General features: G+C 31.1%; 15 protein-coding genes. 14 read left to right on the forward strand and 1 reads right to left on the reverse strand.

What is annotated here, in order from left to right; genetic code table 11:
* Nucleotides 1-11 precede the first annotated feature (11 nt).
* The 14 genes from ABUA27_RS01800 (at nt 12) to ABUA27_RS01865 (ending at nt 14782) form a co-directional block, all read left to right on the forward strand.
* Nucleotides 12-482, forward strand: a complete 471-nt coding sequence (locus ABUA27_RS01800; protein WP_288835237.1) for a ComEA family DNA-binding protein — start codon at nt 12-14, stop codon at nt 480-482.
* Nucleotides 473-2245 (forward strand): ComEC/Rec2 family competence protein, encoded by a 1773-nt coding sequence (locus ABUA27_RS01805; protein ID WP_349820091.1) that lies wholly within the window; start codon nt 473-475, stop codon nt 2243-2245. The genes ABUA27_RS01800 and ABUA27_RS01805 overlap by 10 nt, the downstream gene beginning before the upstream one ends.
* 130 nt (nt 2246-2375) lie before the next feature.
* Nucleotides 2376-3782 carry a recombinase family protein gene (locus tag ABUA27_RS01810; RefSeq protein ID WP_349820092.1) on the forward strand — a complete coding sequence of 469 codons (1407 nt, stop codon included), beginning with the start codon at nt 2376-2378 and terminating at the stop codon, nt 3780-3782.
* A 24-nt stretch (nt 3783-3806) separates the two neighbouring features.
* Complete coding sequence (locus ABUA27_RS01815; protein ID WP_349820093.1) at nt 3807-4283, forward strand: SymE family type I addiction module toxin; 477 nt, start codon at nt 3807-3809, stop codon at nt 4281-4283.
* A gap of 128 nt (nt 4284-4411) precedes the next feature.
* Nucleotides 4412-4888 carry a helix-turn-helix transcriptional regulator gene (locus tag ABUA27_RS01820; protein WP_349820094.1) on the forward strand — a complete coding sequence of 159 codons (477 nt, stop codon included), beginning with the start codon at nt 4412-4414 and terminating at the stop codon, nt 4886-4888.
* Nucleotides 4889-4921: 33 nt separating this feature from the next.
* Complete coding sequence (locus ABUA27_RS01825; protein WP_349820095.1) at nt 4922-6040, forward strand: hypothetical protein; 1119 nt, start codon at nt 4922-4924, stop codon at nt 6038-6040.
* Nucleotides 6033-6230 carry a hypothetical protein gene (locus ABUA27_RS01830; RefSeq protein ID WP_349820096.1) on the forward strand — a complete coding sequence of 66 codons (198 nt, stop codon included), beginning with the start codon at nt 6033-6035 and terminating at the stop codon, nt 6228-6230. The genes ABUA27_RS01825 and ABUA27_RS01830 overlap by 8 nt, the downstream gene beginning before the upstream one ends.
* A gap of 124 nt (nt 6231-6354) precedes the next feature.
* Complete coding sequence (locus ABUA27_RS01835; RefSeq protein ID WP_349820097.1) at nt 6355-7164, forward strand: hypothetical protein; 810 nt, start codon at nt 6355-6357, stop codon at nt 7162-7164.
* Nucleotides 7165-7750: 586 nt separating this feature from the next.
* Nucleotides 7751-8410, forward strand: coding sequence for a hypothetical protein (locus ABUA27_RS01840; protein ID WP_349820098.1), 660 nt, complete (start codon nt 7751-7753; stop codon nt 8408-8410).
* A gap of 135 nt (nt 8411-8545) precedes the next feature.
* Nucleotides 8546-8740: a helix-turn-helix domain-containing protein gene (locus ABUA27_RS01845; protein WP_349820099.1), complete on the forward strand. Its 195-nt coding sequence runs from the start codon at nt 8546-8548 to the stop codon at nt 8738-8740.
* A 21-nt stretch (nt 8741-8761) separates the two neighbouring features.
* On the forward strand, nt 8762-10396 hold the full coding sequence (locus ABUA27_RS01850; protein WP_349820100.1) for an HsdM family class I SAM-dependent methyltransferase: 1635 nt from the start codon (nt 8762-8764) through the stop codon (nt 10394-10396).
* On the forward strand, nt 10383-11486 hold the full coding sequence (locus ABUA27_RS01855) for a DNA cytosine methyltransferase (RefSeq protein WP_349820101.1): 1104 nt from the start codon (nt 10383-10385) through the stop codon (nt 11484-11486). The genes ABUA27_RS01850 and ABUA27_RS01855 overlap by 14 nt, the downstream gene beginning before the upstream one ends.
* Before the next feature lies 1 nt (nt 11487).
* Nucleotides 11488-13485, forward strand: a complete 1998-nt coding sequence (locus tag ABUA27_RS01860) for an McrB family protein (protein WP_349820102.1) — start codon at nt 11488-11490, stop codon at nt 13483-13485.
* Between the two features lie 31 nt (nt 13486-13516).
* Nucleotides 13517-14782 carry an LlaJI family restriction endonuclease gene (locus tag ABUA27_RS01865; RefSeq protein WP_349820103.1) on the forward strand — a complete coding sequence of 422 codons (1266 nt, stop codon included), beginning with the start codon at nt 13517-13519 and terminating at the stop codon, nt 14780-14782.
* 66 nt (nt 14783-14848) lie between these two features.
* On the opposite strand, the gene ABUA27_RS01870 is transcribed toward ABUA27_RS01865, so the two are convergent.
* The gene (locus tag ABUA27_RS01870; RefSeq protein WP_349820104.1) at nt 14849-16036 is read right to left on the reverse strand and encodes a hypothetical protein; all 1188 of its coding nucleotides are present in this window, start codon (nt 16034-16036) and stop codon (nt 14849-14851) included.
* Nucleotides 16037-16382: the final 346 nt, after the last annotated feature.

Below are 16382 nucleotides of genomic sequence, written 5' to 3' on the forward strand. Positions count from 1 at the left end.
TCTCTTTTTTTATGCGTCAAATTAAGATTATAGGGCTGATTCTTCTAAGTATTGCCTCATTTATATATGGTTATCAAAAGCCTGAGAAGGTCGGCTCAACACAAAAATCAGAAGTCTATATTACATTAGAAGGTGCATTTAACAAGACAGGAGAAGTCCCTATAAAAGAAGGGATGACAATGAGTGATTTGGTTAAGGAAGTTGGAGTTAAAGAAAATGCTTGCATGGATTCTTTGAATATGAATAGAAGTATCCATGCAGAGATGCGTCTTTACTTACCAGTAAAAAGAGCAAATATGATTTCACTCAATAAAGGAACAATAGAAGACTTTATGACATTAAAAGGAGTAGGAGAGAAAACAGCACAGAAGTTTATAGACTATAGGCATACACAGCCCTTTTATACAATAGAAGACATTATGAATATACAAGGAATCGGTGAGAAGAAATATCTCATCTACCGTGATTACTTATGCCTTTAAGATATCATTTAGTATATTATGCAGTATTTGTCTTATTACTATCTGTTGCTTATCTTGTTCATCCTTTATTTTATATATTTCTATTAGCTTATTTAATTTATCTAGTAAAACGATTTGGAAGAAAGATGTTATTTCTTCTTTTTTTATTACCAATTATACTTAGACCAGCCACATCAACAGAAGTGTCTTCTATTGTTTCTGGAAAGGTGAAAGATATAAGAGATAATTATGTTATTTTAAATACAGATTATGGGAAGATTAAAGCTTATACAGATCATACGTTTCAATATAATGATGAAGTACTCGTTAAATTGAACTTTCTAGAAATCAATCATCGTAAAGATCCTATAGGTTATGATGAATATCATTCATTCAAAGCTAACAATATCGTCGCAAAGGCTAAAATCACCCATATTACTTCTGTCTCATCCCATCCATCCTTTTATCAATTATTAGAAAAACAGTTTTCTTCCTCAAAATCTATTAAAAGCTACCAGAAGCTGTTTATCTTAGGCATTAAAGATGAAGCCATTAAAGAAGACTATTCACTCCTCACAAGTCTTTCTCTCGTACATATGTTTGCTCTTTCAGGAATGCATATTCATTTACTCTATAAATGTCTCAGTCTTATTAAATCATTTATACGTGATGATATTGCAGATATCATCATTAAAGTACTTATAGGATTTTATGTTTTTTCTATACCTTATAATATATCTCTTTATCGTGCCTTTTATATGCTTGTTATCTATGATCTTGTGAAGGAGAAGTTCAATCAACTAGATGTTTTATCATTTCTTGTTTTAGTTAATGTTATTAAGAATCCTTATATCATCTTTAGTATTTCTTTTATCTTTTCATATTTTATTTATTTTCTTGTCATTATGACCAAACATTTCCCATACCGCTCTTTCCTTATTTATTTAGGTGGTATTCCTATTGTCCTCTCACTTAATTTCTCTATTAATATCTTTTCTTATTTCTTAACAGTTCTTCTTTCTCCTTTTATATCCTGTTTCTATATTGTGACACTTCTCTCTCTTATTTTTCCAATAGATCTGATTATGAAGATGATGATTGGCTACCAGCGGATGATTCTTACCTTTATTACTTCATTCAATGCTGAAATCATTTTTCAAAAACCAACACTCTCATTTATTATTCTTTATTACATTATCTTGTTTAATATCTTCTTATTATTAGAAGAAAAGAAAAGTATTCAACTTTCTATGTCATTGTTGTGCGCACTACTGATCAGCTTCCATATATATAGTATCTATAAACCTTACACGCAGGTCTCTACTATTGATGTAGGACAGGGAGATTGTTCACTCATTCGTCTCCCTTTTAATCAAGGAAATTATTTGATTGATACAGGTGGTAATAGGGAATATGATATTGCCTCTCATAATGTGATTCCATTTCTTAAATCTCAAGGTGTTCCGTGTATTGATAGAGTTTATATCTCTCATCATGATTATGATCACTATGGTGCATTAGATTCATTAAAGAAGAAATATAAAGTCAAGCGTGTTGTTGATACCTATCAAAAAGAAGAGAAGAATAAGCTCATTACAATCAAGATGCTCAAAAGTGATGTTATCTATCCTTCTACTAATGAAAACTCATTAGTGATGTTAGTCACAACAGGAGGCTATAATTATTTATTTACAGGCGATATCCCAAGTAATGTAGAAGAAGACCTCTATAAGAAATATGGGAAAATAGATGTAGATGTCTTAAACCCTTTAATTGGAAAGTGATACGAATTTGCACTATATCTTATCAAAGTATATCGGCAAATTAGTACAAAGAATATTCTGAGATTTTAATTTATTACTTGATTTTTCATCTTGATAGAGCAAACATAGACAAAAATCGAGGTGAAAGAAAATGTTAGAACAAATCATAAGTGTAATTCCCGCGAATAAGATAGCAGAAAAAAATGAAAGGAAAGTAACTCGTGTTGTAATCTATGTGAGAGTTTCCACAAGTAAAAAAGAGCAAGTTCGCTCATTCAATAATCAAATAGATTATTTCCGAAATAAAATTGATAAAAGAGAAGATTGGAGACTAGTTAACATCTATGCTGATGAAGGAACAACAGGAACAAACACAAAGAATCGTAGTCAATTTCTCCAAATGATAGAAGACGCAAAGAAAGGAGAGTTTGATTTAATCATTACTAAATCAATTTCTAGGTTTGCAAGAAATACATTAGATACAATCAAATACACAAGATTATTGAAATCTTTAAATGTTGGAGTTTACTTTGAAAAAGACAATCTATGGACACTGTCAGATGATGGAGAGTTTATTCTTACAGTAATAGCAGCTGTTGCGCAAGAGGAATCTCGTTCTATTTCTGAAAATACTAAATGGGGAATGAGAAAAAATATGGCAAAAGGTAAAGGCTGTTTAGCTTTCTCTAGTTTTTTAGGATATGATCGAGGAGATGATGGAGGTTATCTGATTAATGAAGAACAAGCAGAGATTGTAAAAAGAATTTATAACTCTTTCTTAGAAGGGTACACCTTAAAGGATATCACTCTTTTATTGGAAAAAGATGAAATTAGGACGGTTAAAGGTAAAGAGAAATGGGACACAGCCACAGTATTATCTATTCTCCAGAATGAAAAATATATAGGAGACTGTCTAATGCAGAAGTATTATATACTAGATCCGATTACCAAGAAGCTATTGAAAAACAATGGAGAAATTGATCGGATATATGTAATAAATCATCATAAGGCAATAGTAGATAATGACACATGGGAAAAAGTGCAGTTTAGATTAATCAAAGCTGTCAACAAAACTCATGCTAGTGCTTTACTAAAAAGGAATTTTTTTATGGGAATGTTGTACTGCTCTGCTTGTGATAGAAAATGTGGAAAAATGATAAATACAAAGGTAGATCATTCAGGAACTAATTATGAAACTTGTAGTTATGTTATTCATTCTTGCGCATCAAATGGTACTTCACCAAAAATAAGAGAAAAAAATCTGATTTTATTAATATATGATTCGATTCTAGAATATTTGGTGATAAAGAAGAAAGAAACGAAATCTCGGAAACCAATATTTGAAAATGAATACATCCAAGTTAGAACAGAAGAGAAAATAAAGATATCGTTACTACTTATACATAAGTTGATAGATAGGATTATTGTTTTACCCGATACAAAACTTCAGATAAATTATTATGATGGGAAGGTAGAATGTGTAAATTATGCTGATTATGAATATGACGAGAGGTTAAAACAGGCGAAAGATTTTATTTACACGCAAGATGAAATATAGAGAACTGGTACAGTTATTAGATGATTGAAGGGAGAATGTTTTATACTAAAGAAAAGAGATTATAAACTATTTGATGATTCTTATTTTACGATTGTCAGAAAGGAAATAAACTTTGTTGAATTGAAATCAAATGCCACAGGACACTTTTGGAGCGTTTTTAGCAACCAATTTGACGAGGTTAATAGAATAACCGTTTATCATAAGAAAAGGGCACAGGAGATGAAATATCGCGAATATAGCAAATGTGATTCTGTTGTTGCTGCAATAAGTCACATAAAAGAGTTTGATAAGCAATTTTTAGAACGACAAGAAAAGAAAATTATCACTTGCAAAGAGAGTAGAAAACTTAAGGTGTATGAAGGAAGTGGTTATAAATATAAATCGACACCTACTATTATTCTTAAAGGGGAATGGTTAAGAAAATATGGATTTGATATAGGAGAATACATTGAAGTGAGGTGCAATCAGTTAGGTGAACTAATAATACATAAAGTGGTTTAATATGATTTTTTAAATTTACACTCAGTATTGTCTATGAGTGTATTTTTATTGATTATCAAGTTAGAATATATAATACATTGACAAATATATTGTCAAGTGATAAAATTCTTTGCAAGGAGGATGCTATTATGGAAGAAATCAAGAGAATGCAAAATAATTTACTACTGATTCGCAGAGCTATTGGGTGGACCGCAACTGAACTTGGGGATCAGATTGGTGTAACTCGTCAAACGATAAATAATATTGAAAGTGGAAGAAACAAGCTAACAAAAACTCAATATATTGCTATGAGAAGTGTAATCGATGCCGAAACAATAAAACATCCAGAAGAGACTGAAATGATTAAGATTCTTCTCGATATGCTAGTTGACCATCCAGAAAAATACACCGAGAAAGAGTGTAATTCACTTTTGGAAAAGGCAAATTTGTTAACACCATCCATTTTAGCTGGAACTGCAACAAGAGAAATTGTTTCAAAGGAATGGATTAAAACAGCGAGTTCTATTGCTGGAATAACACTGACTTCATTGGTGAGTTCTCCGTTCGTAGTGAAAACTGTAAGTGACTGGCTTACAAAAGCAATACAGAGTAATAAGAAAAAATGAAAGATGAACTAAAGATAGATAGGAGTTGATAGCATGGATGTTAATGCGAACGAAAGTACAGAAATTATAGAACTTCAAAATGGAAATCATCTGAATATTTTTAGAACAAAAGAAGATATAACTGGTGTTAATATTTCTAAAATGAGTAATTTTTTTGATGGTTACGTGCAAGATATGATGCTATCGATACGTAAATCTTCAACTTTACAAGAAATTACACAGCTACCAATTGCAGACTTAAGCATAATTAGTGAGGTAATTAATCAAGCAGATGTTATTACAAAAGGAAACATTATGTTATTACCAGATTTTGATAATTTGCCTTCTGATATAAAAACAAAACTTAAGAAAGGTATTTATTCTGTTGGGGAATCAAAACAGATAGAAGATAATATGCGAGCCGTTATTCTTGATGAAAATGGAGTTCGTATTAAAGATATTACTCTCAAAAAAGTTATAAAGAATCCAGGAAATGTTGAAACGATGCGAAGTATTGGCAATCAAATACAGATGCGTCAAATTTATGCGAAATTATCTGAAATACAAGAGTTTCAAACGTATCAAATTCAAAGGGATCGAGATAGAGAGATTGTTCTGCCGTTTTTGGATGCACGTGGACTTATATTAGAAGCAGCTACTAAAAAATCAGAAGAAGAAAAAATTAGAATGTTAAAGAAAGCTGATAGCAAAATGAGAACGGCTATCAATGCCGTTTATACAGATATTGAAACTACTGCAAAAAGTTTTGCAAAAAAGGTTGATGCTCCATTTGGTTATTTAAGCAAAATACCAAATACCTATATGGGATTTATTTCTGATGATTTGCAAATAGTGACAAAATTTGTAGGAGTAAGACTTCAAATATTAGAGTATTTGGGTGAAAGAGAAACTGCAAAACTGGTAATAGAAAATTATCAAAGCAGAATGTTGAATTTTATTGAGCAACCGATATCTAGAAAAGGGCAGTCAGCTTCTATGTTAATGCATGATTACTTTCCATATAACGATGATAATATGGATTCATGGTATAAATTTTCTGTAGAAATGAAACCTACATTCGAAAAAAGTTTGAAACAATTAAAGATGAAAACATCGGATTTAGATGAAAAAGAAGTTTATTTTGTGTCTGTGGAGGATAGTCATAATGAGTGAAAAAGTTAAGAAATGTAAAGTTTGTGGAAGAATTATTACTGATAAAAAGAATGTTACAGGATTATGTCCAAAACATCAAAAGGGATTAAATGATGGTGCCGCAGTAGTTGGAATTGGTGCTGTGGCACTAGGATTAAAAAAAATTGGGCCTAAAATTTTAAAAGGGGCAATTAAAATTATTAAAAGATAATTTTTTTGAAATACTGTTCAATGATTCTAGTTTCTTGAATAGAAGACTCCATTGTTGAATTTGTTTTGCGTAGAAAATAAAGAATATATAAAGAATATATATAGAGAGAGGATGGTGCTGGTACATGGAATACGAACCAGAATTAAATTTCATAACAGAATTTAAGCTCAGTAAAAATGGTATGTTGGCTGAGTTGAAAAAAGAATTTGATATTATAAGATTAGCGATTACACATATGGAGGAAATAGGATCAGACCATAAAGAACTGATAGATCGCATAGTTGTTATGCCCTTAAGAAAAATTATGTTTGAAAATCAGCATACGCCATTAATTCTTGAATTATGTCCAAACTTTAAGATGCCTCTGATATCAGGTATTTCCTTTGAGGGAGAGGATAAATTGCATATTGAACTTGCGCCATATAGTTTTGGACAAATAGAAAATTGGATTATTTTAGAGGAATGGGCAAATCAAAAAATTGCATACTTCGATAAAGATGTGTCTGATATTCCCGATGTTATTCCAAATATGACTTTTCAATTAATCCTAAATAAATTAAAGAGACAAGAAAAGGCAGAATTTCAACAGTTGTTTACTAGCGTAGAGATAGAGTATAAAGGTGAACAGATAGTAGGATATGGAAGAGTCAAGCCGGAAGATATATTATCAAATAAAAAAATTTTCGAGTTGATGAAGAAGGTAGGGTATTACGATTTAACAGTTTATGACTTTATCAAATATCTTTCTGATAAAAGAGGAGCTCATATAGATATGGGGATTGCTCCGTTGGTTAAGGCTATCAATGGAGATAAAGAAAATAAATTTACACCTATTATCTGCTTTGGTTTGCAATTGATATATGCTTCAAAAAAACAAATTTCAGGTCTTGATGACTACTGGCCTGAAATAATAGATATCGTTGAGAGAACTTAAAAAATCTATTGATTGATCATCTGAAGCATAACACTAGTATTTTCTTAGAAAAATCATAAAAAATGAATTGCTTCATTATCAAAATACTCGTGAATTTTTTATTAATCTAATTTTATAATTTATGACCTGTGTCATGTGGTCAATCAAAAAAATCTTATAATGTAACTATTGTGTTAAAGATGCAAAAACTATTCTGAATGAAGATGGTAGACTTTTTGTACAAATATTTAGTCATGTAGTCTTGCATGACTTTTTTATTTTACTCAAACAATCCATCTGAATATTAGGGTGAGGAGAAAAGCACTACGAGATTGATACAAAGATACAGTATAAAATATGCCTAGAATGGCTTAAAATATAGGAATTTATCGGGAGAGCAAAAGAGGCTCTTATTTTTTTGCCTTGAAAAAGGTTGAAATTAAAAAAGTTTATGCTTGTTGTTATTAGTTTATGCACAACCTTTGAACGATTGATTGGAGTTATCGTTCAAATATGTATGTTATTAAAATTGGTTAATTAATTTAAAAATCACATAAAATAGTGTACATTCTAATTTGCTGTTATTATAATTATAATTATAACTTATATGACTGAGGTGATTTTTGAAGTGAGAATAAGAACAGAGCAGAGGGGTAATTACAATATTAACGTATATGATATAGATATCACTGAGAATATGAGAAATGAGTGCTTACAATTTGCTAAAGATATTGTTCTAACGGATAATCAATATAGTAGGCTTTTACCGACTCAAATTAAGGAATCAGGTGATGTTTCCCTACAACAGAAGATAGAAGTTCAGCGAACATATATTGGAAAATTAGGAGAATTAGTTTTTTTAACATTCCTTAAAATAAAAGGTAAAGAAGTTGATATGCAGGGAATGTTCGATGTTTTTGTTGGCCAAGAAAATGTTGATGGTTATGATTTTATTACTAGAGATAATAAGACTGTGGACATAAAAACTGGTTTCAGAGGTATTCACAGAAGACTATTAATTAATTGTGATCAATTTAATAATATTCCTAAAGATTATTATGTTGCTGTTAAGCTAAATGCGATAGATGTTGATTCTGAATTAACCTTAGTTAATTGGGATGATATCACAACAGGAACTATTATGGGATATTCTGATTATGCTTATTTAAATCGGTATGCTAAAGTGAGGGATTTTGGTGAAGGGGATGCTAAATATATAGACTATAATAGAATGATGGGGATTGATAGATTGGTTAGGGAGTTTTAATGACTCCCTATTTTTTTGACCATAAAACATCACAAAACATCATCAAACATTATAAAACACTTGAAAAAACATGATTGTATATAGTATAATGTATATGTATAATTGTGCAATTTTTTGTAAGTCAGAGGTGCAACGATGGAAGAAAACTACAACGAAAAATGGGTAAGCTTAGAAGAGGCAGCTGAACATTTAGGTGTTAAACCGATAACTATACGTGATTGGATAAAAAAAGGAAAAGGAATTCCTGCACATAAAATAGGGAAAAAATGGAAGTTTAAATTCTCCGAGTTAGATGCCTGGGTAAAGAGCGGGAAAAGTGCAATAGATTAAATTTAAAGGTGGTAGTACAGTATGGCAAGTGTAATGTTAAAGAATGCATTGTCCATTACAAATGGTTATCTTGTGCAGAATTACAGTAAGAGTGAACTTAAAGTAATTAGAGAAGAAATAAATATATTGCTGGGTGAGCAAAAGGATTTTACAAATAAATATAATGATATGTATTCGTATGAAGAAGTTCAAGAAATATTATCTAACATTAATGAAAAAGAAGATATTAGAAAAGCGAAAGGAGTGTATTATACACCTTCAGATATAGTGAGATTTATTCTTTTCAATAGCGTGAAAATGGTATGCGGAAAATTAAAACCAAATAATCTTCATGTTCTTGATTTAAATGGAATCCCTTATAGCAATTTTTGTTATGAAAAAACTGTATATGATCCTACTTGCGGGGCGGGGGTATTTCTGCTAGCCGCTCTTGAAATGAAACTAGATTTATTAGATCTTCATAATACTGAAGTCACAAGAGGGAAAATAAAAAAAGTTATTTCAACTTTAAAAGGAAATGATTTAAACCCGGATTCTATATTACTTACAAAAATTAGATTACTGCTTTGTGTTTTACACAGACATGGTGCATCTAAAATTAAAGGATTAGCAAGTATGATGGAGTCTTGTTTTACATCATATGACTTTGTTTCAACAACGCCAGATTCAAATAAACAATACGACATAATTGTCGGGAATCCTCCGTATGTAGAAGATTCAAAAAGTGAATCAACCCCAACTATGAAGTATGGGAATATATATGCAAATGTATTAGATAACTCAGCAAAGCATCTGAAAAAAGGCGGGGTAATAGGGTTTGTAATTCCATTGTCATATGTTTCTACACCACGAATGAAAAAAATTCGAGATGAATTATCTAGGCAAACTGCAGAACAATATATATTAAGTTATTCAGATAGGCCAGACTGTTTATTTACCTCAGTTCATCAGAAATTGTGTGTTCTTTTCGGAAGAAATGTGACATCAGCACGAAATGTATATACGGGAAATTACAGATATTGGTATAAGGAAGAAAGAGGAGAACTCTTTAGCACTACTGAGGTTGTGAAAAACACATTTGTTCAAGATGATTATATTCCTAAATTAGGTACTAGGGTTGATAGTGCGGTATATAGAAAAGTCACTAGACATAGGAATGAACTTATAAAAATGCTTGAGAAAGATAATGTACCTTTATACTTAAATATGAGAGCAGCCTTTTGGATTAAAGCATTTTTAACACTACATAATGGATCTGAATATAAAGAGTTTAAATGTGAAAATAGAGAGTATGCAAATTTTTGCATGTGCTTGCTTAATTCATCATTGTTTTGGTGGTATTGGATTTGTATTTCTGACTGTTGGCATATTACAAGAAAAGAATTGACTGGATTTAAAATACCAGATTTAGTTGATTTTGAAACGACAAATAGATTGGCTTATGCATTGGAACAAAGATTAGAAGATACTAAAGTATATGTAGGTACAAAACAAACAGACTACGAATATAAGCATAAAGAGTGTGTAAATGTCATTCACGAGATTGATGATTATATAAATGCATTATATGGATTAACCGATGAAGAAAGCATTTACATTAAAAATTTCTCGTATAGATACAGAATTGGTGGAGGTGCTGAAAATGGACGTAATTGATTTGTTTTCTGGATGTGGTGGCCTGTCCTTAGGCTTTTTGAAGGAAGGCTTTACAGTAAAAAAAGCTGTGGAGTTTGATGAGAAAATTGCAAACACCTACATGATGAATCATCCAGAAGTAGATATGATTGTGGACGATATAAGAAATATAGACCAATCTGGTGTGTTTGAGATAGGTGATGCTGATGTAATAATTGGAGGACCACCCTGTCAAGGGTTTTCGATGGCTGGAGCAAGAATCAGAGAAGGATTTATTGATGACCCTAGAAATTATTTATTTAAGCATTATTTCAATGTTGTAAAGACTGTAAAGCCAAAAGTTTTTATAATGGAGAATGTCAAAGGAATTATGACAATGCAGAATGGAAAAATATTCGAAGAGATTCAGAGAATTTTCCAAGATGCAGATATGTTAGATGGGAAACCATACCATTTATACTACCGTGTTGTTAAGGCTGTGGAGTTTGGAATCCCACAGAAGAGAGAAAGAATGATTATTATTGGCACAACTATTGATAATGTGGATGTTGAAAAACTATGGGATTTAACAATTGAGAATATGACAAAAGAGTATCCGACATTTTTTAACAAAGTCACGGTGGAAGATGCTATTGGAAATATGCCAAGTCCAACTATTGATGGTAAAATAGCAAATCCAGAGGCGATGACAGACTATCAAAGATATTTGGCTAGTAGTAATGATATTTTGAGTAATCATACAAAGACAAATCATTCGAAATTGGCAGTAGACAGGATGAGTAGAGTGGATAATGGACAAAACTTCACAGCATTAAAAGAAGAAATAAATTCTGTCCATAGTGGTTCGTATGGAAGATTATGTTGGGATGAACAGGCTCCGACAATTACAACTAGATTTGATACACCAGCAGGTGGAAGGTTTATTCATCCTTGTGAGAATAGGACGCTAACACCTAGAGAAGCTGCTAGAATTCAAAGTTTCCCAGATGATTTTATATTTTACGGAAATAAAACAACTATTTGTAAAACTATTGGGAATGCAGTTCCACCTAAGATTTCATTCTTTTTAGCAAAATTAGTAAGAAAAATTATGGAGATGGAGGATAAATGATATGAATCCTATTTTACAAAATAAATTAGAGCAATTAAAAAGTGCGAATGATTATGAGTGTTGGTATTTAGTAAAACAACCGACCTCATTTGACAGCTTGTGTTATTTGGTATCATTTTTACAAAAGTACCAAAGTGCTACACAAAATAAAAATATTCAGGATTACATTTCTGAACAGTTGAGTGAATTAAACAAGGAAAAACCTAATTTGAATATATCTAACAATTATCGTGCATTACGAGTCGCAGCTTTCTTTGGATTGATTACTATGACTTCATCAAAATATGATGAATCTATTATTACTGATACTTTTAAAGAAATAACGGAACGTTGTAATGGGGAATATGAAAAAACGGATTTGTATAAAGATATTATTCAAAGACAAATTGAGAAGATGTTTATCAGCTCTGAAATTGATGAACAAAGAAATGGCGTTAGACAAAAATATCGTTTATATCCTGTAATGCTTTTGTATAAAGTTCTTATTGAATTGGGAAGGACTACAGGACAATATGAAATCTCGATGACTGAATATCGTTATTTAGTTGCAACTACAGAGGTGTTTGAAGATTTTCTTGAAACATTATTGTTAATAACATTATTAAGAAATGAACAAAATGACACAATTGAAGAATTTGAAAAATTCAAATCAAAATTTGACAACAGACTAATATTGGCATTAAAACAACTTGAAACATTGGAGTTTGACAGAGATTATATACGTATCAAAGAAGACAGAATTCAAGAAGTTGCAAAAAAAGTATTTATCTTTGAAGAAAATCCAAATATTTTTACTACTCTTGATTACTTGGGATTTCTAGGCTCAGCAAAATCTTTATTCGAATTAGAAAAGTTTGAGAATGAAACAGATGTAAGTACGGTTTCTGCAGACGATATTTTAACATCAAATAAGATAGACGAATCACAACGAGTAGTAACCGGTAAAAATATTTTATTATATGGTGTTCCTGGTTCAGGAAAAAGTTGGACTATTGAACATGAATATTGTAAAAAAGGTACAGTTGTAGAAAGGTTAGTGTTCCATCCCGATTATACAAATTCAGATTTTATTGGACAGATTTTACCTGTAGTAGACCCAGTTGATAAAATGGTTACTTATGAATTTACACCAGGACCTTTTACTAATATACTGAAGGAGGCATATAATGACCCTTCAAGACCTTATGTGTTAATTATTGAAGAAATTAACCGCGGTAATGCTCCGGCAATTTTTGGTGATATATTCCAATTATTAGATAGGACAGTAGAACCAAGAGTATTGGATGAAATAACTTATCCGATAGGAACTAGTGAGTATGGAATTACTAATGAAAACATTGCAAAGGTTGTTTATGAAGATGGAAAACACAAAGTAAGGATTCCATCTAATCTTTCAATCTTAGGTACAATGAATACTTCGGATCAGAATGTATTTACATTGGATACTGCTTTCCAAAGAAGATGGAATATGAGACTTATTGAAAATAACTTCAATAATGTTAGACATTCATTATCTAATGCCGAAATTCTTGATACTAAGGTTACATGGCAAAAATTCTGCGAAACAGTAAATACTATTATTATTGGTAATAGAGTGAAGATGGCTTCTGCAGAAGATAAGAGACTTGGTGTATACTTTGTTCATGAACAAGATTTGGTCTTTGATTCAAAAGCATTACCGACAGGTGACTTTGTAACAACTCTTGATGAGTTAAATGATTTAATTCGCCATGAATTGTTAGGTACTTTAGACACAAATAAAACAGCAAGACTTGAGGAATTGAGAGATGCTATTCTTCACAATAGACTATTCCCTGAAAAGGTAATAAAGTATTTATGGGACGATGCATTTAAGTTTAATCCAGAAGCAATTTTTGATACAGAAAACATGGATAGCTTAGAAAAAGTAATTAGAACATTTGTATATAGTAAAGGACCTGATAGATTTAGAATTTTTAAACAAAATGTCAGGGATACACTTTATCCTACACAGCAGTAAAAAAATAAGTAGATAAAGGTGGTGATTCTTAATGGATTTAACGAAAAATCTAAGGCAGCGATGTCATGTAAATACGAATGAAGATGGTGATAGTTTTGTTGGTGTAAAAGCAGATTCTGATGATGCTGTGATTTATTTTCCATTAGGTTATCAATTGCCGGAAAATGATGATGATTCAAGAATCGATATCAATAATTTATTTGGAGTGCTTGCTGCATTTATGAAAGAAGATAAGGTTATTGAGTCTCCTAAGTTTGAGGCACCAAGAACCGTAGATTTTCCAATTCATGCATATTTAACGATTATCCGTGGTTTCTTAAGAGCTGGACGATATTATATTGAAACAGATCCACAGTACAAAACGGATACTAAAGGAAGGACTTCTTGGCCGAAGACAGTGAAGGAACAAAGAGCATTAGTTCAGAAAAATGGATCGCTTATTTTCACGAATATGACTGTTCGTTCGTCTACTCCAAATGCAAACAAAGAGATAACGCAGATACATAAATATTGTGTTTATGAGGCTTTTGAAAAGTTGGGATGGTTGTATGTTCCTTTTATGCCTGAGAAACCAGGGATGCATCCGGGTGTAAAAGAGTCTATCTATATTCTTACTAAAAAAATTGGAAGTACTAACAATGATAATGAGCAGGAACTTTTCACGGCTATGAGAGCAATGCTTGAGTATATTGATCAGAAATCTTCTGATACGCAGTATTTTTTTGGTACTGACCATTTTGAAACAGTATGGGAGAAAATGATTGATAAAGCTTTTGGTATTGAAGATAAAACACAATATTTTCCAAAAACTAGATGGCTGTTGGATTATGGGCATGATAAGGAGAAAACACCTTTATTTCCTGATTCAATAATGATTTATAAAGATAAGTATTATGTTTTAGATGCAAAATGTTATCGTTATGGTTGGACAGGTAATCCAGATCATTTGCCTAATGGTACAGATATTAATAAACAGATTACATATGGTGAATACATCGAAAGAGTAAAAGGCATTCCTAATGCTAACCTCTTTAATTGCTTTATTATGCCATATAATAAAGCTGATAATCTTTTTAGATTGAACAGCAATGTTGGTAATATAGGTGAAGCTATCGGTGATTGGAGATATGATGCTAGTAATCCTAAAATGAAAAACTTTGAAAGAATTCAGGGGATAGTGATGGATACTAGATATTTAATGTACAACTATATTGGCACTCCTGAACAGCAGAAAAAAGAATTAGCGGAATGTATTGAAAAAGTTCTATCAAGAGGTCTTGTATCACCTCCAAAATAATAATATAAAATTACAAATATAAAATCTCCATTCAAGTAGCGTAAAAGTTACTGAATGGAGATTTTTTTATTTGTTAAGTTTTCTTTGTCTACTTCGTCTTTGTGCAGCAGCGTTGGCACAAGCAGGACAGCAATATTTTTTGTTTGTAACAGTAGCATTGATTAAGAAATATTTTTCATGTTTACAATTAGGATTTTCACATTCTTTGTATAACTCTACTCCTGGTTTCATATAGAATACCGAAAAATATAAAGCTTCAAGAAGACTGTTAAGTTTCCAAGTAGGTGTTAGCGCATTAATTTCTAACTGAGGACAAATATTGTGGAGATTAGCATTAATTTCTTCGCTTATAACAATTTTGGCGATTTTAACAAGCATCTCTTTCATCTCATCAGAAAAGTTTTCTTTGTTAGGGCTTGAGTAATATGTAATTCTCGTAGGTTCAACATTCTTAATAATACTGACTTTCTTCTGATAATTATAATAGAAGTCAATGATATTTCTCAAATTGTCATTTGCCATATTATAAGTAGTATATAGACAAAAAAGATTTCTAAAATAATAATCACGACTTCCTGTTAGTCCAGTTACTCCACTTCCTTCACTCATACCTGCTATTTCGTTTATATCAAGTTTTTCAAAATCTCCTTTTAAAGTGTCGAATATAGATATGCATTCAGTATCAAAGAATTCTTGGTTTCTATGGAGGTCAGGAATAATGTTGTAAGTTCTAATTAAATTAGTAAATTCATGAAAATTGGTGTTATAAGTTATGCTAGATAACTTCATTTCAATTGGTTCAGAAAATAACAAATAAGTTGTGTAAATAAGTATTGCCTTATAATCTTTCTTTCCAGCTATAGCACTCATCAATTTTACAGTAGCTTTGATTCTGTTCAATATTTCTAATAATACAGTTCCATCAATTGTTTCATACATTTCTGAACTAATGGGGAAAATAAAACCATATTTTTCCAAGAAACTAATTGTTCCATCCACATCATTGGGTTTTATTGCAAGTAGTTGTCCTAGAATGTTTTCAGTTATTATACCTCCAGCATTACCAGATAAATTTAATCCCTTTTGAGCGGAATAAGAAAAATGAAGTGAGTTAGCATTGGGGTTTGCACATACTTTTAAAACAAAAGAAGGATCTACTCCTGGGGCTGTATGTACAGTTTCTTTTTTACACTCGCATGGAGTGTTTTCTAGTTCAAAAAAATTATTTAGAAAAAAATTAGAAGAATTACTCATGATTAACCTCTTTTCTAGTTTTATAATTTAGTGATTTGTGACATAACTCATTATGAATGAGATATCACATATTTAAATTCTAACTTGTAATCACATTATATCATGAAAATAATATGAATGCTATATATAACCCCTTACTATTTGATTGATAGTAAGGGGTATTTTAATGGAAATTTTCTTACTTATTAAATGATAGTAAAATGTAATCAAGCTAAATCACGTGACTTAGCAAAATAAAATAACTCAAGCCTAATTACGTAATACGGCGCGAGGATACGAATATTGAGCCATTCACTAAATCGAGTGAAAGGTGAAATTTGATGTACCCTTATTTCGTCATGCGTAA

It is taken from the genome of Catenibacterium sp. RTP21428st1_D7_RTP21428_210409 (assembly GCF_040227455.1).
GTDB classification, from domain to species: Bacteria; Bacillota_I; Bacilli_A; order Erysipelotrichales; family Coprobacillaceae; genus Catenibacterium; species Catenibacterium mitsuoka_A.

Bases quoted from the DNA above. Each gene is read 5' to 3' on its own strand.
- ABUA27_RS01840 (WP_349820098.1), top strand. From the start codon at position 7,751: ATGACTGAGGTGATTTTTGAAGTGAGAATAAGAACAGAGCAGAGGGGT.
- ABUA27_RS01830 (WP_349820096.1), top strand. From the start codon at position 6,033: ATGAGTGAAAAAGTTAAGAAATGTAAAGTTTGTGGAAGAATTATTACT.
- ABUA27_RS01855 (WP_349820101.1), top strand. From the start codon at position 10,383: ATGGACGTAATTGATTTGTTTTCTGGATGTGGTGGCCTGTCCTTAGGC.
- ABUA27_RS01810 (WP_349820092.1), top strand. From the start codon at position 2,376: ATGTTAGAACAAATCATAAGTGTAATTCCCGCGAATAAGATAGCAGAA.
- ABUA27_RS01850 (WP_349820100.1), top strand. From the start codon at position 8,762: ATGGCAAGTGTAATGTTAAAGAATGCATTGTCCATTACAAATGGTTAT.
- ABUA27_RS01825 (WP_349820095.1), top strand. From the start codon at position 4,922: ATGGATGTTAATGCGAACGAAAGTACAGAAATTATAGAACTTCAAAAT.
- ABUA27_RS01845 (WP_349820099.1), top strand. From the start codon at position 8,546: ATGGAAGAAAACTACAACGAAAAATGGGTAAGCTTAGAAGAGGCAGCT.
- ABUA27_RS01800 (WP_288835237.1), top strand. From the start codon at position 12: ATGCGTCAAATTAAGATTATAGGGCTGATTCTTCTAAGTATTGCCTCA.
- ABUA27_RS01870 (WP_349820104.1), bottom strand. From the start codon at position 16,036: ATGAGTAATTCTTCTAATTTTTTTCTAAATAATTTTTTTGAACTAGAA.
- ABUA27_RS01860 (WP_349820102.1), top strand. From the start codon at position 11,488: ATGAATCCTATTTTACAAAATAAATTAGAGCAATTAAAAAGTGCGAAT.
- ABUA27_RS01865 (WP_349820103.1), top strand. From the start codon at position 13,517: ATGGATTTAACGAAAAATCTAAGGCAGCGATGTCATGTAAATACGAAT.
- ABUA27_RS01805 (WP_349820091.1), top strand. From the start codon at position 473: ATGCCTTTAAGATATCATTTAGTATATTATGCAGTATTTGTCTTATTA.
- ABUA27_RS01820 (WP_349820094.1), top strand. From the start codon at position 4,412: ATGGAAGAAATCAAGAGAATGCAAAATAATTTACTACTGATTCGCAGA.
- ABUA27_RS01835 (WP_349820097.1), top strand. From the start codon at position 6,355: ATGGAATACGAACCAGAATTAAATTTCATAACAGAATTTAAGCTCAGT.